The sequence below is a fragment of the Enterobacter wuhouensis genome (genome assembly GCF_004331265.1).
In the GTDB taxonomy this organism is placed as follows: Bacteria; Pseudomonadota; Gammaproteobacteria; order Enterobacterales; family Enterobacteriaceae; genus Enterobacter; species Enterobacter wuhouensis.
The window spans coordinates 123,781-141,931 of record NZ_SJOO01000004.1 but is presented as its reverse complement, the minus strand read 5'-3'; the positions used below and the strand labels follow the sequence as shown (position 1 = coordinate 141,931).

Genomic DNA, 18,151 nt, shown 5'->3' with positions numbered 1-18,151 from the left:
TGAGCCTTAACGCTAGTGTGCATATTCGGTTTTTTTCTTACAAATATTCATAACGTTAATTTTGCCTCGCCAGTTGTGTAGTTATTAACCAGGTCTGTTTATCTCTGTAAATAGCGCCCTTTCGGCTTCATATAGAGAGAGTCCTGGCTTGACAAGCTTTTCCCTCGCTCCGTAAACTCCTTTAGGTGGGAATTTGTGGGTTAAAGTGGTGAGGAGGGGTGAGGCTGGCATGTTCCGTGGAGCAACGTTAGTCAATCTCGACAGCAAAGGGCGTTTATCGGTACCAACCCGATACCGCGACCAGCTGATCGAGAACGCTTCAGGTCAAATGGTTTGCACCATTGACATCAACTCCCCCTGCCTGCTGCTTTACCCTTTACCCGAATGGGAAATTATTGAGCAAAAGCTGTCGCGACTGTCGAGCATGAACCCGCAGGAACGCCGCGTACAGCGGTTGTTATTGGGACATGCCAGTGAATGTCAGATGGATAGCGCAGGGCGATTACTGATTGCGCCCGTGTTGCGGCAACATGCCGGTCTGACCAAAGAAGTGATGCTGGTCGGGCAGTTCAACAAGTTTGAACTGTGGGATGAAACGACCTGGTATCAACAGGTCAAGGAAGATATCGACGCTGAGCAGTCCGATTCCGCAACATTATCGGAACGGCTGCAGGACTTGTCTCTATAAATATGATGGAAAATTATAAACATACAACGGTGCTGCTGGATGAGGCCGTCAACGGCCTGAATATTCGTCCGGACGGCATCTACATTGATGGCACTTTTGGTCGCGGTGGCCACTCGCGTCTCATCCTCTCTCAGCTTGGAGAGGAAGGTCGTCTGCTGGCAATCGATCGTGACCCGCAGGCGATTGCCGTTGCGCAAACCATCGATGACCCACGCTTTTCCATCGTGCATGGACCTTTCTCTGCGCTCGCGGACTACGTTGCCGAGCGCGATCTTACGGGCAAGATCGACGGGATTCTTCTCGATCTTGGCGTCTCTTCACCCCAGCTTGATGATGCCGAGCGCGGCTTCTCCTTTATGCGCGACGGCCCGCTGGATATGCGCATGGACCCAACGCGCGGCCAGTCTGCCGCAGAATGGCTGCAGACCGCTGACGAAGCCGATATTGCCTGGGTGATCAAAACCTTTGGTGAAGAACGTTTCGGTAAACGCATTGCGCGCGCCATCGTTGAGCGTAACCGTATCGATCCGATGACCCGCACCAAAGAGCTGGCCGAGGTGATTGCCGCGGCTACGCCGGTGAAGGATAAGCACAAACACCCCGCGACGCGTACCTTCCAGGCGATTCGCATCTGGGTAAACAGTGAACTGGAGGAAATAGAGCTGGCGCTAAAAAGCTCGCTCGGCGTGCTGGCCCCGGGAGGGCGGTTGTCCATCATCAGCTTCCATTCGCTGGAAGACCGCATTGTGAAACGCTTTATGCGCGAGCAGAGCCGCGGTCCGCAGGTTCCTGCGGGGCTGCCGATGACGGAAGAACAGCTCAGAAAACTGGGTGGCCGTCAGCTGCGAGCACTAGGCAAGTTGATGCCGGGCGAAGAAGAGGTGGCAGAGAATCCACGTGCCCGTAGTTCAGTGCTGCGTGTAGCAGAAAGGACGAACGCATGATCGGCAGAGTGACAGAGACCCTAAGCAAAGTTAAGGATTCGTTAGGAAGCAACGAGCGCCATGCCTTGCCTGGCGTGATCGGTGACGATCTTTTGCGGTTTGGGAAGCTGCCACTCTGCTTGTTCATTTGCATCATTGTCACGGCTATTACGGTCGTTACGACGGCCCACCATACCCGTTTATTAACTGCGCAACGCGAGCAGATGGTACTGGAACGCGATGCGCTGGATATTGAATGGCGCAATCTGATCCTTGAAGAAAACGCGCTCGGCGATCACAGCCGGGTTGAACGGATCGCAACGGAAAAGCTGCAGCTGCAGCATGTTGATCCTTCGCAGGAAAATATCGTAGTACAAAAATAAGGGAAAACGCGACGCATGAAAGCAGCGGCAAAGACGCTAAAACCAAAACGTCAGGAAGAACAGGCCAACTTTGTCAGTTGGCGTTTTGCGTTGCTTTGCGGCTGCATTTTACTGGCGCTGGGTTTCCTGCTGGGTCGCGTAGCGTGGCTGCAAATCATCGCCCCTGACATGCTGGTCCGTCAGGGGGATATGCGTTCCCTGCGCGTGCAGGAAGTGTCGACTTCCCGTGGCATGATCACCGACCGTTCTGGCCGCCCTCTGGCGGTGAGCGTGCCGGTGAAGGCGATCTGGGCCGATCCGAAAGAGCTGCACGACGCCGGAGGTATCACGCTTGATAACCGCTGGAAGGCGCTTGCGGATGCGCTGAAGATGCCGCTGGACCAGTTGGCCTCACGCGTGAATGCGAACCCGAGAGGGCGCTTTATCTATCTGGCGCGTCAGGTGAACCCTGACATGGCGGACTACATTAAAAAATTGAAGCTGCCGGGGATTCACCTGCGTGAGGAATCGCGCCGTTATTATCCCTCCGGCGAAGTAACCGCTCACCTCATTGGTTTCACCAACGTCGACAGTCAGGGGATTGAAGGCGTTGAAAAAAGCTTTGATAAATGGCTCACCGGCCAGCCCGGCGAGCGTATTGTGCGTAAAGACCGCTATGGTCGCGTAATCGAGGATATTTCCTCAACGGACAGCCAGGCCGCACACAACCTTGCGCTGAGTATCGATGAGCGCTTACAGGCGCTGGTTTACCGCGAGCTGAACAACGCCGTAGCCTTTAACAAGGCGGAATCGGGCAGTGCCGTCTTGGTCGATGTCAGCACGGGTGAAGTGCTTGCGATGGCCAACAGCCCGTCCTACAACCCAAACAATCTCACCGGGACGCAGAAGGATGTGATGCGTAACCGTACCATCACCGACGTGTTTGAACCGGGCTCTACCGTAAAACCGATGGTGGTGATGACCGCGCTCCAGCGCGGCATCGTCAATGAAAGTACCGTTCTGAATACGATTCCTTACCGCATTAACGGCCATGAAATCAAAGACGTGGCGCGTTACAGCGAACTGACCCTGACCGGGGTCTTACAGAAGTCGAGTAACGTCGGTGTTTCCAAGCTGGCGTTAGCGATGCCGTCCTCAGCGTTAGTAGAGACTTACTCACGTTTTGGGCTGGGAAAAGCGACCAATTTGGGGTTGGTCGGAGAACGCAGTGGCTTATATCCTCAAAAACAACGGTGGTCTGACATAGAGAGGGCCACCTTCTCTTTCGGCTATGGGCTAATGGTAACCCCGTTACAGTTAGCGCGAGTCTACGCAACGATTGGCAGCTATGGCGTCTATCGTCCGCTGTCGATTACTAAAGTTGATCCACCGGTGCCGGGCGAGCGAATCTTCCCGGAATCTATCGTACGTACCGTTGTTCACATGATGGAAAGCGTGGCGCTGCCGGGCGGCGGCGGCGTGAAGGCGGCGATTAAAGGCTATCGCATCGCCATTAAAACCGGTACGGCGAAAAAAGTGGGGCCCGATGGCCGCTACATCAACAAGTACATTGCCTATACCGCAGGCGTTGCGCCTGCAAGCAATCCGCGTTTTGCGCTGGTGGTCGTCATTAACGATCCACAGGCGGGTAAATACTACGGCGGCGCCGTCTCCGCGCCTGTGTTCGGGGCCATCATGGGCGGCGTGTTGCGCACCATGAACATTGAACCGGATGCGCTGGCGACGGGCGATAAAAGTGAATTTGTAACTAATCAAGGCGAGGGTACAGGTGGCAGATCGTAATTTGCGCGACCTTCTCGCTCCGTGGGTGCCAAACGCACCGGAGCGAGCACTGCGAGAGATGGTGCTGGACAGCCGCGTGGCTGCGTCTGGCGATCTCTTCGTGGCGGTGTTGGGTCATCAGGCGGACGGGCGTCGTTATATCCCGCAGGCGATTGCGCAAGGTGTTGCTGCCATTATTGCTGAGGCCAAAGATGAGGCAACAGACGGCGAGGTGCGTGAAATGCACGGCGTGCCGGTTATCTATCTCAGCCAGCTGAATGAACGTCTCTCTGCACTGGCAGGGCGTTTTTATCACGAGCCGTCCGACCAGCTGCGTCTGGTGGGCGTGACGGGCACTAACGGTAAAACCACTACCACGCAGCTGATGGCGCAGTGGGCGCAGCTGCTGGGTGAAACCGGCGCGGTGATGGGTACCGTGGGTAACGGTCTGCTGGGTAAAGTGAGCCCGACGGAAAACACCACCGGCTCGGCGGTAGACGTACAGCATGTGCTGGCCGGTCTGGCAGAGCAGGGAGCGACCTTCGCCGCAATGGAAGTTTCTTCCCACGGGCTGGTACAGCACCGCGTAGCGGCGCTGAAGTTTGCCGCGTCGGTGTTCACTAACCTGAGCCGCGATCATCTTGATTATCATGGCGATATGGAGCACTACGAAGCCGCGAAATGGCTGCTCTACTCCACCCACCATCACGGACAGGCGATCGTCAACGCCGACGATGAAGTCGGTCGTCGCTGGCTGGCGAAGCTGCCGGATGCGGTTGCCGTATCGATGGAAAACCACATTAACCCGAACTGCCACGGCCGCTGGCTGAAGGCGGTTGAGGTGAACTATCACGACAGCGGGGCAACGATCCGCTTTGCTTCCTCATGGGGCGACGGTGAAATTGAAAGCCGCCTGATGGGCGCCTTCAACGTCAGCAACCTGCTGCTGGCGCTGGCGACGCTGCTGGCGCTGGGCTATCCAATGGCCGAACTGCTGGACACCGCTGAGCGTCTGCAGCCGGTTTGTGGCCGTATGGAAGTGTTCAGCGCACCGGGCAAACCGACTGTTGTCGTCGATTACGCCCACACGCCGGACGCGCTGGAAAAAGCGCTGGAAGCGGCTCGCCTGCACTGCGCCGGTAAGCTCTGGTGCGTGTTTGGCTGCGGCGGCGATCGCGACAAGGGCAAACGTCCGCTGATGGGCGCTATTGCCGAGCAGTTCGCGGATATTCCGGTGGTGACAGATGATAACCCGCGCACCGAAGAACCGCGCGCCATCATCAACGATATTCTGGCGGGTATGCTTGACGCCGGCCGCGCGCGCGTGGTCGAAGGCCGTGCAGAAGCGGTGACTAACGCCATCATGCAGGCGCGGGAGAACGATGTAGTTCTGCTGGCGGGTAAAGGCCATGAAGATTATCAGATCGTGGGCAACCGCCGCCTGGACTACTCGGATCGCGTAACGGCAGCACGACTGCTGGGAGTGGTGGCATGATTAGCCTTACGCTAGCCCAGGCCGCTGCCATCCTGAACGGCGCGCTGCACGGTCAGGATCTGACGATCGACGCCGTAACGACGGATACCCGCAAAGTCACAGCGGGTTGCCTGTTTGTGGCGCTGAAAGGCGAGCGCTTTGACGCGCATGATTTTGCAGAGCAGGCCAAAGAGAACGGTGCCGGCGCGCTGTTTGTCAGCCGCAAGCTCGATATCGATCTGCCGCAGATTGTGGTGAGCGATACCCGTCTGGCATTCGGTGAACTGGCGGCATGGGTACGCCAGCAGGTTCCAACGCGCGTCGTGGCGCTGACCGGTTCATCCGGTAAAACGTCCGTAAAAGAGATGACGGCGTCTATCCTCAGCCAGTGTGGTAACACGCTTTATACCGCGGGCAACCTAAATAATGACGTTGGCGTGCCGATGACATTACTCCGCCTGACCAAAGAGCATGAGTTTGCCGTGATTGAGCTGGGCGCGAACCATCAGGGTGAAATAGCCTGGACCGTGAGCCTGACGCGTCCGGAGGCGGCGCTGGTGAATAACCTTGCCGCCGCACACCTCGAAGGTTTCGGGTCGCTGGAAGGCGTGGCGAAAGCCAAAGGTGAGATCTACACCGGCTTACCGGCTGACGGCATTGCCATTATGAATGCCGATAACAACGACTGGCTGAACTGGCAGAGCATCATTGGGTCGCGTAAGACCTGGCGCTTCTCGCCGAATGCGGCCAACAGTGACTTTACCGCCACCAATATCCATGTGACGTCGCACGGAACGGAATTCACCCTCAACACCCCAACGGGTGGCGTGGATGTGCTGCTGCCGCTGCCGGGTCGCCATAACATCGCCAATGCCCTTGCGGCGGCGGCGTTGTCCACGGCGGTCGGCGCGTCTCATGAAGCGATTAAAACGGGTCTGGCAAACTTGAAAGCCGTTCCCGGACGCCTGTTCCCGATCCAGCTGGCGGAGAACAAGCTGCTGCTGGACGATTCCTACAACGCCAACGTCGGCTCGATGACGGCGGCGGCGCAGGTACTGTCTGAAATGCCGGGCTACCGCGTGATGGTGGTCGGTGATATGGCGGAGCTGGGCGATGAAAGCGAAGCCTGCCATATCCAGGTTGGCGAAGCGGCGAAAGCGGCGGGAATTGACCGCGTGCTGAGCGCAGGAACGCTGAGCCAGGCAATTAGCCAGGCGAGCGGCGTTGGCGAACATTTTGCCGATAAAGCCGCATTGATTGAGCGTCTTAAGGCGTTGATTACAGAAAAACAAATTGTGACTGTGCTTGTGAAAGGTTCACGTAGTGCCGCCATGGAAGAAGTTGTGCACGCATTACAGGAGAGCGGGACATGTTAGTTTGGCTGGCCGAACATTTGGTCAAATATTATTCAGGCTTTAACGTCTTTTCCTATCTGACGTTTCGCGCCATCGTCAGCCTGCTGACTGCGCTGTTCATCTCTCTGTGGATGGGCCCGCGCATGATTGCCCGTCTGCAAAAACTCTCTTTTGGTCAGGTTGTACGTAACGACGGTCCGGAATCGCACTTCAGCAAGCGCGGTACGCCAACCATGGGCGGGATTATGATCCTGACCGCTATTGTCGTTTCCGTACTGCTTTGGGCGTATCCCTCCAACCCTTACGTCTGGTGCGTTCTGACGGTTCTGGTGGGGTACGGGATCATCGGTTTTGTCGATGACTATCGTAAAGTGGTGCGTAAAGACACCAAGGGCCTGATCGCCCGCTGGAAGTATTTCTGGATGTCGGTGATCGCGCTGGGCGTGGCCTTTGCGCTGTATCTGGCAGGAAAAGACACGCCAGCCACCGAGCTGGTGGTGCCGTTCTTCAAGGACGTGATGCCGCAGCTGGGGCTGTTCTACATCCTTCTGGCCTACTTTGTGATTGTCGGTACCGGCAACGCCGTTAACCTGACCGACGGTCTGGACGGCCTGGCGATTATGCCGACCGTCTTCGTCGCGGGCGGGTTTGCGCTGGTTGCATGGGCGACCGGTAACATGAACTTTGCGAATTACCTGCATATTCCGTACCTGCGTCATGCGGGCGAGCTGGTGATCGTCTGTACGGCGATTGTCGGAGCGGGCCTCGGTTTCCTGTGGTTCAACACCTATCCGGCTCAGGTCTTTATGGGTGACGTCGGTTCTCTGGCGCTCGGTGGCGCGCTGGGCATTATTGCCGTGCTGCTGCGCCAGGAGTTCCTGCTGGTGATCATGGGCGGCGTGTTTGTGGTTGAAACCCTGTCGGTCATCCTTCAGGTCGGTTCCTTCAAGCTGCGCGGTCAGCGCATCTTCCGTATGGCGCCGATTCACCACCACTATGAACTGAAAGGCTGGCCGGAACCGCGCGTCATCGTGCGCTTCTGGATTATTTCGCTGATGCTGGTGCTGATTGGCCTGGCAACGCTGAAGGTACGTTAATCATGGCAGATTACCAGGGCAAAAAAGTCGTTATCATCGGGTTGGGCCTGACCGGCCTTTCCTGCGTGGACTTTTTCCTTGCGCGCGGCGTCACGCCGCGCGTGATGGATACGCGTGTCTCTCCGCCGGGTCTGGACACGCTGCCGGAACAGGTTGAACGCCACCTTGGTGGTCTGAATGATGACTGGCTGCTGGCAGCCGATCTGATCGTTGCCAGCCCGGGCATGGCGCTGGCGCATCCTTCTCTGAGCGCTGCTGCGGATGCGGGCGTTGAAATTGTCGGCGATATCGAACTGTTCTGCCGCGAAGCGCAGGCTCCGATTATTGCCATTACCGGTTCAAACGGAAAAAGCACGGTCACTACGCTTGTCGGCGAGATGGCAAAAGCAGCGGGTAAAAACGTCGGTGTTGGCGGCAATATTGGTCTGCCGGCCCTGATGCTGCTGGATAAGGGCTGTGAGCTGTACGTGCTGGAACTCTCCAGCTTCCAGCTTGAAACCACCTACAGCCTGCACGCCGCCGCCGCAACGATCCTGAACGTGACCGAAGATCATATGGACCGCTACCCGTTTGGCCTGCAGCAGTATCGCGCCGCCAAGCTGCGCGTTTACGAAAATGCCAAAGTCTGCGTGGTCAATGCGGATGACGCGCTGACCATGCCGGTACGCGGCGCGGACGAGCGCTGCATCAGCTTTGGTATCACCATGGGTGACTATCATTTGAACCGCCAGCTGGGCGAAACCTGGCTGCGCGTGAAGGGCGAGAAAGTGCTGAACGTGAAAGAGATGAAGCTTTCCGGCCAGCATAACTACACCAACGCGCTGGCCGCGCTGGCGCTGGCGGATGCCGTTGGGCTGCCGCGCTCGTCCAGCCTGAAGGCGCTAACGACCTATACCGGCCTGGCGCACCGCTTCCAGCTGGCGCTGGAGCACAACGGCGTGCGCTGGATCAACGATTCCAAAGCCACCAACGTGGGAAGCACTGAGGCGGCACTGAACGGCCTGCACGTGGATGGCACGCTGCACCTCCTTCTCGGCGGTGACGGCAAATCGGCTGATTTCTCCTCCCTGAAACAGTACCTCGCCGGGGATAACGTCCGCCTGTACTGCTTTGGCCGTGACGGTAGTCAACTGGCCGCGCTACGTCCAGAGATTGCCGAGCAAACTGAAACCCTGGAGCAGGCAATGCGTTTCATTGCGCCGCGCGTGAAGCCTGGCGACATGGTGCTGCTTTCCCCTGCCTGTGCCAGCCTCGATCAGTTTAAGAATTTCGAACAGCGTGGTGATGTCTTTACTCGCCTGGCGAAGGAGTTAGGCTGATGCGTTTATCTCTCCCTCGCCTGAAAATGCCGCGCCTGCCAGGATTTGGAATTCTGGTGTGGCTGTTTGCGGCGCTGAAAGGCTGGGTGATGGCTTCGCGGGATAAAGATTCCGATAGCCTGATCATGTACGACCGCATGCTGTTCTGGCTCACGCTCGGGCTTGCAGCGATCGGCTTTATCATGGTGACCTCGGCCTCCATGCCCGTTGGACAACGGCTGGCAAACGATCCCTTCCTGTTCGCCAAGCGTGACGGGCTGTACATCATCCTGGCGTTCTGCCTCGCGCTGGTGACCTTGCGTCTGCCGATGGCCTTCTGGCAGCGGCACAGTACGGCCATGCTGATCGCCTCGATCATCATGCTGCTGATCGTGCTGGTTGTGGGTAGCTCCGTTAACGGGGCATCGCGCTGGATTGCCTTTGGCCCGCTGCGTATTCAGCCTGCAGAGTTCACCAAACTCTCCCTGTTCTGCTATCTGGCTAACTATCTGGTGCGTAAAGTCGACGAGGTGCGTAACAACCTTCGCGGCTTCTTAAAGCCGATGGGCGTTATCCTGGTACTGGCGGTCTTACTGCTGGCGCAGCCTGACCTCGGCACCGTAGTCGTACTGTTTGTGACCACGCTGGCGATGCTGTTCCTGGCGGGTGCCAAGCTGTGGCAGTTCATCGCCATCATCGGGATGGGGATTTCCGCGGTTGTGCTGCTGATCCTCGCCGAGCCTTACCGTATCCGCCGCGTGACCTCGTTCTGGAACCCGTGGGAAGACCCGTTCGGCAGCGGCTATCAGCTGACGCAGTCGCTGATGGCGTTTGGCCGCGGCGAAGTCTGGGGGCAAGGCCTGGGCAACTCGGTGCAAAAACTGGAGTATTTACCCGAGGCGCACACCGACTTCATCTTCTCCATTATTGGGGAAGAACTGGGTTATATCGGTGTGGTATTGGCGCTTTTAATGGTATTCTTCGTCGCTTTCCGCGCCATGTCGATTGGCCGTAAAGCGCTGGAGATCGATCACCGCTTCTCAGGTTTCCTAGCCTGTTCAATTGGTATCTGGTTTAGCTTCCAGGCATTGGTTAACGTCGGGGCCGCAGCGGGTATGCTGCCGACCAAGGGCCTGACGTTGCCGTTAATCAGTTATGGTGGTTCGAGCCTGTTGATTATGTCGACGGCCATCATGTTTTTGTTGCGTATAGATTATGAGACGCGTCTGGAGAAAGCCCAGGCGTTTACACGAGGTTCACGATGAATCAACCGAAGCGGTTAATGGTGATGGCAGGCGGTACCGGCGGACACGTGTTCCCGGGGCTGGCGGTTGCGCACCATTTAATGGATCAGGGCTGGCAGGTACGCTGGCTGGGAACCGCAGACCGCATGGAGGCCGATCTGGTGCCGAAGCACGGTATTGAGATCGACTTTATTCGTATTTCTGGCCTTCGTGGCAAAGGCATCAAGGCGCAGCTTTTAGCGCCCGTGCGCATTTTTAACGCCTGGCGTCAGGCCCGCACCATCATGAAGCAGTTTAAGCCAGACGTGGTGCTGGGGATGGGCGGGTATGTGTCTGGCCCCGGCGGGCTGGCGGCGTGGTCGCTGGGTATTCCCGTTGTGCTCCATGAGCAGAACGGCATTGCCGGCCTGACCAACAAATGGCTGGCGAAAATTGCCACCAAAGTGATGCAGGCCTTCCCAGGTGCGTTCCCAAAAGCGGACGTTGTGGGGAACCCTGTACGTGTAGATGTGTTGGCACTGCCGTTGCCGGATGCGCGCCTGAATGGCCGTGAAGGTCCGGTTCGCGTGCTGGTTGTCGGCGGTTCACAGGGCGCACGTATCCTGAACCAGACGATGCCGCAGGTGGCCGCAAGGCTGGGCGATGCCGTGACCATCTGGCATCAAAGCGGTAAAGGCGCTCAGCAGGCCGTTGAGCAGGCTTACGCCGAGGCGGGGCAGCCGCAGCATAAAGTGACCGAATTTATTGACGACATGGCCGCCGCCTATGCCTGGGCCGATGTTGTGGTTTGCCGCTCCGGCGCGTTAACGGTGAGCGAAATCGCCGCTGCCGGTTTACCGGCGCTGTTTGTGCCGTTCCAGCACAAGGACAGACAGCAGTACTGGAATGCGCTGCCGCTTGAAAAAGCCGGCGCCGCGAAGATTTTTGAGCAGCCACAGTTTACCGCCGATGCGGTCGCCACCACCCTGGCGGGCTGGGATAGAAACGCCTTGCTGGAGATGGCACAGCGCGCGCGCGCGATCGCCATCCCGGATGCGACGGAGCGGGTGGCAAAAGAAGTGAGCCTGGCAGCCCAGGCTTAACCCTCGCAGCGCGTGTTGCGCTGCACGAATTTTTTAAGTAGTCGATGGCGTTTAGAGAATGAATACACAACAACTGGCGAAACTGCGTTCTATCGTGCCCGAGATGCGTCGCGTCCGGCACATTCACTTTGTCGGCATCGGCGGTGCTGGCATGGGCGGTATTGCCGAAGTGTTAGCTAACGAAGGTTATCAGATCAGCGGTTCCGATCTGGCGCCAAACCCTGTTACGCAGCAGCTAGCGTCGCTTGGGGCGACTATCTATTTCAACCATCGCCCGGAAAACGTGCGCGATGCGAGCGTGGTGGTGGTGTCCAGCGCCATCTCCTCTGAAAACCCGGAAATTGTTGCCGCCCATGAGGCGCGTATTCCGGTGATCCGCCGCGCTGAGATGCTGGCGGAGCTGATGCGTTTCCGTCACGGCATCGCGGTTGCGGGCACGCACGGTAAAACCACGACCACGGCAATGGTATCCAGCATTTATGCGGAAGCCGGACTGGATCCGACGTTCGTCAACGGTGGCCTGGTAAAAGCCGCCGGCGTGCACGCGCGCCTTGGACACAGCCGTTATTTGATTGCGGAAGCGGATGAGAGCGATGCGTCGTTCTTGCACCTGCAGCCGATGGTGGCGATTGTCACCAACATCGAAGCCGACCATATGGATACCTACCAGGGTGACTTCGAAAATTTAAAGCAGACGTTTATTAATTTCCTGCACAATCTGCCGTTTTATGGACGTGCGGTAATGTGCGTCGACGACCCGGTGATCCGCGAGCTACTGCCGCGCGTCGGGCGTCAGATTACCACCTATGGCTTTAGCGAAGACGCTGACGTGCGCGTGGAAGAGTACAAGCAGGTTGGGGCGCAAGGGCATTTCACCCTGGCGCGCCAGGACAAAGAGCTGCTGCAGGTTACGCTGAACGCGCCGGGCCGTCATAACGCCCTGAACGCGGCGGCGGCGGTGGCTGTAGCCACAGAAGAAGGCATTGAAGACGAGGCGATCCTGCGCGCGCTGGAAAGCTTCCAGGGCACGGGCCGCCGCTTCGACTTCCTCGGTGAGTTTCCGCTGGATGACGTTAACGGCAAGGCGGGCACCGCCATGCTGGTGGACGATTACGGCCACCACCCAACGGAAGTGGATGCGACCATCAAAGCGGCACGCGCGGGCTGGCCGGATAAAAACCTGGTGATGATCTTCCAGCCGCACCGCTACACCCGTACCCGCGATCTGTATGACGATTTCGCCAGCGTGCTGTCTCAGGTCGATACGCTGCTGATGCTGGACGTTTATTCCGCGGGCGAAACGCCGATTCCGGGCGCTGACAGCCGTTCTCTGTGTCGCACCATCCGCGGACGCGGTAAAGTGGACCCTATTCTGGTTTCGGACCCGGCACAGGCGGCGGAAATTCTTGCCCCGGTGCTGACCGGTAACGATCTGATTCTGATTCAGGGTGCGGGAAATATCGGCAAAATCGCCCGTACCTTAGCCGAAATCAAACTGAAGCCGCAAACTCAGGAGGACGAGCGTCATGGCTGATAAGATTGCTGTCCTGTTTGGCGGCACCTCCGCCGAGCGCGAGGTTTCCCTGAACTCAGGCGCAGCCGTGCTGGCGGGCCTGCGTGAAGGCGGCGTGGATGCGCACCCGGTCGATCCGAAAGAGGTCGATGTGACGCAGCTGAAAGCGATGGGCTTCGATAAAGTCTTTATCGCGCTGCACGGTCGCGGCGGTGAAGACGGCACGCTGCAGGGGCTGCTGGATTTAATCGGCATGCCGTACACCGGCAGCGGCGTAATGGCGTCCGCCATCTCCATGGATAAACTGCGCAGCAAACTGCTGTGGCAGGGGGCAGGCTTGCCCGTTGCGCCATGGGTTGCATTGACGCGCCGTGAATTTGAATTGGGCCTGTCAGACAGCGTTAATACACGCATTGCTGCACTGGGCTTGCCGGTTATTGTTAAGCCGAGCCGCGAAGGCTCGAGCGTGGGAATGTCTAAAGTCGATAAAGCAGGGGATTTGTCCTCTGCCTTAGCGCTGGCATTTCAACATGATGAAGAAGTTCTGATTGAAAAATGGCTCAGCGGGCCGGAATTTACCGTCGCGATGCTTGGCGAAGAAATTTTACCGTCAATTCGCATCCAACCCGCCGGAGTCTTCTATGATTATGAGGCGAAGTATCTCTCTGATGAGACGCAATATTTCTGCCCAAGTGGTCTTGAAGCAGAACGTGAAGCAGATTTACAGTCCCTGGTGCTTAAAGCCTGGAATGTTCTGGGATGCCGCGGCTGGGGACGCATTGATGTGATGCTCGACGGTGATGGGCAATTTTACCTGCTGGAAGCAAATACGTCCCCTGGCATGACCAGCCACAGCCTTGTGCCGATGGCGGCGCGTCAGGCGGGAATGAGCTTCTCGCAGTTAGTCGTACGTATTCTGGACCAGGCGGGCTGATATGTCTCAGGCTGCATTGAACACGCGCAACCGCGAAGAAGAGGAAGAGTATTCGTCTTCACGCCGGAGTAATGGAACGCGTCTTGCAGGGATTATTTTCCTGCTCGGGGTGCTGTGCACCGTGTTTATCAGCGGCTGGATGGTGCTGGGCTGGATGGAAGACGCGCAGCGTTTACCGCTCTCTAAGCTGGTGGTGACCGGCGAGCGTCACTACACGCGTAACGATGATATTCGCCAGTCCATTCTGGCCCTGGGTTCGCCTGGCACCTTTATGACGCAGGACGTCAATATTATCCAGAGCCAGATTGAACGTCTGCCGTGGATAAAACAGGCGAGCGTAAGAAAGCAATGGCCTGATGAATTGAAGATTCATCTGGTTGAATATGTGCCCATTGCGCGTTGGAATGATCAGCACATGGTAGACGTGGACGGAAATTCCTTCAGCGTCCCAAGCGATCGCGTCAACAAGCAAAATTTACCGATGTTGTATGGCCCTGAAGGCAGCGAAAATGAAGTGTTACAGGGTTTTCGCGATATGGGGCAGGTGCTGGCCAAGAACCGCTTTACGTTAAAAGATGCCGCGATGACGGCGCGCCGCTCCTGGCAACTGACGTTAACGAATGGCATTAAGCTCAACCTTGGCCGCGGCGACACAATGAAACGTCTGGCGCGTTTTGTAGAACTTTACCCGGTTTTACAGCAGCAGGCGCAGACGGACGGCAAACGGATAAGCTACGTTGATTTGCGCTATGACTCAGGCGCAGCAGTCGGTTGGGCGCCGGCTCCGGTCGAGGAACCTAATCAGCAACAGAATCAGGCACAGGTACAGGCAGAACAACAATGATCAAGGCGACGGACAGAAAACTGGTAGTTGGACTGGAGATTGGCACCGCGAAGGTTGCCGCTTTAGTAGGGGAAGTTCTGCCCGACGGTATGGTCAATATCATTGGCGTGGGCAGCTGCCCGTCCCGTGGTATGGATAAAGGTGGGGTAAACGACCTTGAGTCGGTGGTGAAATGCGTACAGCGCGCCATCGATCAGGCTGAACTGATGGCAGATTGCCAGATTTCCTCTGTCTATCTGGCCCTTTCTGGCAAGCACATCAGCTGCCAGAACGAAATCGGTATGGTGCCGATTTCAGAAGAAGAAGTGACGCAGGAAGACGTTGAAAACGTTGTGCATACGGCGAAGTCCGTGCGCGTTCGTGACGAGCATCGCGTACTGCACGTGATCCCGCAGGAATACGCCATCGACTACCAGGAAGGGATCAAAAACCCGGTAGGTCTTTCGGGCGTGCGTATGCAGGCAAAAGTGCACCTGATCACATGTCACAACGATATGGCGAAGAACATCGTCAAAGCCGTTGAACGTTGTGGCCTGAAAGTTGACCAACTTATTTTCGCCGGTCTGGCCGCGAGTTATTCCGTGCTGACCGAAGATGAACGTGAACTGGGCGTCTGTGTGGTCGATATTGGTGGTGGTACAATGGACATGGCCGTGTATACCGGCGGTGCGCTGCGCCACACCAAAGTGATCCCTTACGCAGGGAACGTTGTGACCAGCGATATTGCCTACGCCTTTGGTACGCCACCGAGCGATGCAGAGGCGATCAAAGTGCGCCACGGCTGTGCACTGGGTTCTATCGTCGGTAAAGATGAGAGCGTTGAAGTGCCGAGCGTAGGCGGTCGTCCGCCGCGCAGCCTGCAGCGCCAGACGTTGGCAGAGGTGATTGAGCCGCGCTATACCGAGCTGCTCAACCTGGTCAACGAAGAGATTTTGCAGTTGCAGGAGCAGCTTCGCCAGCAGGGCGTTAAACATCATCTTGCGGCGGGGATTGTATTAACCGGCGGGGCAGCGCAAATTGAAGGTCTTGCGGCCTGCGCTCAGCGCGTGTTCCATACGCAGGTGCGTATTGGTGCGCCGCTGAATATTACCGGTTTAACGGATTACGCTCAGGAGCCGTACTATTCAACGGCCGTGGGCCTGCTGCACTACGGGAAAGAATCCCATTTGAGTGGTGAAGCAGAAGTGGAAAAACGCGTCTCGGTGGGGTCGTGGGTCAAACGACTGAACACCTGGTTGCGAAAAGAGTTTTAATTTTTTTAAGAGACCGGAGAGAATTAGCGGTCTCGGGCGACAGGCACAACGGAGAGAAACTATGTTTGAACCAATGGAATTAACCAACGACGCGGTGATTAAAGTCATCGGCGTCGGTGGCGGCGGCGGTAACGCCGTAGAGCATATGGTGCGCGAGCGCATTGAAGGCGTTGAATTCTTTGCAGTCAACACCGATGCGCAGGCACTGCGTAAAACCGCGGTAGGCCAGACTATCCAGATCGGCGGTGGCATCACCAAAGGGCTGGGCGCTGGGGCTAACCCGGAAGTCGGTCGCAACGCGGCTGAAGAAGATCGTGAAGCCCTGCGCGCTGCACTGGAAGGTGCGGACATGGTCTTCATCGCAGCAGGCATGGGCGGCGGTACGGGTACCGGTGCAGCGCCTGTTGTGGCTGAAGTGGCAAAAGATTTAGGTATCCTGACCGTTGCTGTCGTGACCAAGCCTTTCAACTTCGAAGGCAAGAAGCGTATGGCATTCGCGGAGCAGGGCATCACCGAGCTGTCCAAGCATGTGGACTCTCTGATTACCATCCCGAACGACAAACTGCTGAAAGTTCTGGGTCGCGGTATCTCCCTGCTTGACGCTTTTGGCGCAGCAAACGACGTGCTGAAAGGCGCGGTTCAGGGTATCGCTGAACTGATTACCCGTCCTGGCCTGATGAACGTCGACTTTGCTGACGTTCGCACCGTGATGTCCGAAATGGGCTATGCGATGATGGGCTCTGGCGTGGCAAGCGGTGAAGACCGTGCGGAAGAAGCGGCTGAAATGGCGATCTCTTCCCCACTGCTGGAAGATATCGATCTGTCCGGTGCGCGCGGCGTGCTGGTCAACATTACCGCTGGCTTTGACCTGCGTCTGGATGAGTTCGAAACCGTGGGTAACACCATCCGTGCGTTCGCTTCCGACAACGCGACCGTGGTAATCGGTACTTCTCTTGACCCGGAAATGAACGACGAACTGCGCGTTACTGTTGTTGCCACCGGTATCGGTATGGACAAGCGTCCTGAGATCACCCTGGTGACCAACAAGCAGACTCAGCAGCCGGTCATGGATCGTTACCAGCAGCACGGTATGGCTCCGCTGACTCAAGAGCAGAAACCAGCCGCGAAAGTGGTTAACGATACCACTCCGCAAACGGCGAAAGAGCCAGATTATCTGGACATCCCAGCGTTCCTGCGTAAGCAAGCTGACTAAGAATTGGCTGGAATTTGGGGATTTGCGCTCTTTGTGCTAAACTGGCCCACCGTTAGTGATATACACTCTCGGTTGGATAGTTAATTTGGCGAGATTATACGATGATCAAACAAAGGACACTTAAACGTATCGTTCAGGCGACTGGCGTCGGTTTGCATACCGGCAAGAAAGTCACACTGACGTTACGCCCTGCGCCGGCCAATACCGGGGTCATCTATCGTCGCACCGACTTGAATCCACCGGTAGATTTTCCGGCCGATGCCAAATCTGTGCGTGATACTATGCTCTGTACTTGTCTGGTGAATGAGCATGACGTGCGGATTTCTACCGTAGAGCACCTGAACGCCGCCCTGGCGGGTCTGGGTATCGACAACATCATTGTTGAAGTCGATGCGCCAGAAATCCCGATCATGGACGGTAGTGCCGCTCCGTTCGTTTATCTGTTGCTGGATGCCGGCATCGAAGAACTGAACTGCGCGAAGAAATTTGTTCGTATCAAAGAGACCGTTCGCGTCGAAGATGGCGACAAATGGGCTGAATTCAAACCGTACAATGGTTTCTCGTTGGACTTTACCATCGACTTTAACCATCCGGCCATTGATGCAAGCACCCAGCGCTATGCGATGAACTTCTCTGCTGATGCGTTTATGCGCCAGATCAGCCGTGCTCGTACTTTCGGCTTTATGCGTGATATCGAATATCTGCAGTCCCGCGGCCTGTGCCTGGGCGGCAGCTTCGATTGTGCCATCGTTGTTGACGATTATCGCGTACTGAACGAAGACGGTCTGCGTTTTGAAGATGAATTCGTTCGTCACAAAATGCTGGATGCCATCGGCGACCTCTTCATGTGTGGTCACAATATCATTGGTGCATTTACCGCGTTTAAATCCGGTCATGCGCTGAACAACAAACTGTTGCAGGCCGTCCTGGCAAAACAGGAAGCCTGGGAATATGTGACCTTCGAAGACGAAGCTGAACTGCCGCTGGCCTTCAAAGCACCGACTATGGTTCTGGCGTAACGGTTCAAGCCGTTTCGTAAAAAATCGACTGGTTAACCTGGTACTCTCTCCGACCAGGAAGGCCAGTCGT

General features: G+C 56.9%; 16 protein-coding genes. All 16 read left to right on the top strand.

The window, feature by feature from the left end; genetic code table 11:
- Positions 1-229 precede the first annotated feature (229 nt).
- The 16 genes from mraZ (at position 230) to lpxC (ending at position 18,081) form a co-directional block, all read left to right on the top strand.
- Positions 230-688 carry a division/cell wall cluster transcriptional repressor MraZ gene (gene mraZ, locus E0L20_RS10735; protein WP_014882537.1) on the top strand — a complete coding sequence of 153 codons (459 nt, stop codon included), beginning with the start codon at positions 230-232 and terminating at the stop codon, positions 686-688.
- 2 nt (positions 689-690) lie between these two features.
- Complete coding sequence (rsmH, locus tag E0L20_RS10730; RefSeq protein ID WP_131633955.1) at positions 691-1,632, top strand: 16S rRNA (cytosine(1402)-N(4))-methyltransferase RsmH; 942 nt, start codon at positions 691-693, stop codon at positions 1,630-1,632.
- On the top strand, positions 1,629-1,994 hold the full coding sequence (ftsL, locus tag E0L20_RS10725) for a cell division protein FtsL (RefSeq protein ID WP_119935540.1): 366 nt from the start codon (positions 1,629-1,631) through the stop codon (positions 1,992-1,994). Before rsmH ends, ftsL begins: the two co-directional genes overlap by 4 nt.
- 15 nt (positions 1,995-2,009) lie before the next feature.
- Positions 2,010-3,776, top strand: coding sequence for a peptidoglycan glycosyltransferase FtsI (locus E0L20_RS10720; RefSeq protein ID WP_119935539.1), 1,767 nt, complete (start codon positions 2,010-2,012; stop codon positions 3,774-3,776).
- Entirely contained in the window at positions 3,763-5,250 is a 1,488-nt protein-coding gene (gene murE / locus E0L20_RS10715) for a UDP-N-acetylmuramoyl-L-alanyl-D-glutamate--2,6-diaminopimelate ligase (RefSeq protein ID WP_131633954.1), read from the top strand. Before E0L20_RS10720 ends, murE begins: the two co-directional genes overlap by 14 nt.
- A complete protein-coding gene (murF, locus tag E0L20_RS10710) occupies positions 5,247-6,605 on the top strand; it encodes a UDP-N-acetylmuramoyl-tripeptide--D-alanyl-D-alanine ligase (RefSeq protein ID WP_131633953.1) in 1,359 nt (452 codons plus the stop codon). Before murE ends, murF begins: the two co-directional genes overlap by 4 nt.
- Positions 6,599-7,681, top strand: a complete 1,083-nt coding sequence (mraY, locus tag E0L20_RS10705; RefSeq protein WP_003856353.1) for a phospho-N-acetylmuramoyl-pentapeptide-transferase — start codon at positions 6,599-6,601, stop codon at positions 7,679-7,681. The genes murF and mraY overlap by 7 nt, the downstream gene beginning before the upstream one ends.
- A gap of 2 nt (positions 7,682-7,683) precedes the next feature.
- A complete protein-coding gene (gene murD / locus E0L20_RS10700) occupies positions 7,684-9,000 on the top strand; it encodes a UDP-N-acetylmuramoyl-L-alanine--D-glutamate ligase (protein WP_131633952.1) in 1,317 nt (438 codons plus the stop codon).
- Positions 9,000-10,244 (top strand): cell division protein FtsW, encoded by a 1,245-nt coding sequence (gene ftsW, locus E0L20_RS10695; protein WP_131633951.1) that lies wholly within the window; start codon positions 9,000-9,002, stop codon positions 10,242-10,244. The genes murD and ftsW overlap by 1 nt, the downstream gene beginning before the upstream one ends.
- Positions 10,241-11,305 (top strand): undecaprenyldiphospho-muramoylpentapeptide beta-N-acetylglucosaminyltransferase, encoded by a 1,065-nt coding sequence (gene murG, locus E0L20_RS10690; protein ID WP_131633950.1) that lies wholly within the window; start codon positions 10,241-10,243, stop codon positions 11,303-11,305. The genes ftsW and murG overlap by 4 nt, the downstream gene beginning before the upstream one ends.
- Before the next feature lie 58 nt (positions 11,306-11,363).
- Positions 11,364-12,839, top strand: a complete 1,476-nt coding sequence (murC, locus tag E0L20_RS10685; protein WP_131633949.1) for a UDP-N-acetylmuramate--L-alanine ligase — start codon at positions 11,364-11,366, stop codon at positions 12,837-12,839.
- Entirely contained in the window at positions 12,832-13,752 is a 921-nt protein-coding gene (locus E0L20_RS10680; protein ID WP_131633948.1) for a D-alanine--D-alanine ligase, read from the top strand. Before murC ends, E0L20_RS10680 begins: the two co-directional genes overlap by 8 nt.
- Position 13,753: 1 nt before the next feature.
- Positions 13,754-14,596, top strand: a complete 843-nt coding sequence (ftsQ, locus tag E0L20_RS10675) for a cell division protein FtsQ (RefSeq protein ID WP_131633947.1) — start codon at positions 13,754-13,756, stop codon at positions 14,594-14,596.
- Positions 14,593-15,849: a cell division protein FtsA gene (gene ftsA / locus E0L20_RS10670; RefSeq protein WP_010426970.1), complete on the top strand. Its 1,257-nt coding sequence runs from the start codon at positions 14,593-14,595 to the stop codon at positions 15,847-15,849. Before ftsQ ends, ftsA begins: the two co-directional genes overlap by 4 nt.
- 61 nt (positions 15,850-15,910) lie before the next feature.
- The gene (gene ftsZ, locus E0L20_RS10665; protein ID WP_131633946.1) at positions 15,911-17,062 is read left to right on the top strand and encodes a cell division protein FtsZ; all 1,152 of its coding nucleotides are present in this window, start codon (positions 15,911-15,913) and stop codon (positions 17,060-17,062) included.
- A 101-nt stretch (positions 17,063-17,163) separates the two neighbouring features.
- Positions 17,164-18,081, top strand: a complete 918-nt coding sequence (gene lpxC, locus E0L20_RS10660) for a UDP-3-O-acyl-N-acetylglucosamine deacetylase (RefSeq protein ID WP_061099229.1) — start codon at positions 17,164-17,166, stop codon at positions 18,079-18,081.
- The last annotated feature ends 70 nt before the right edge of the window (positions 18,082-18,151 follow it).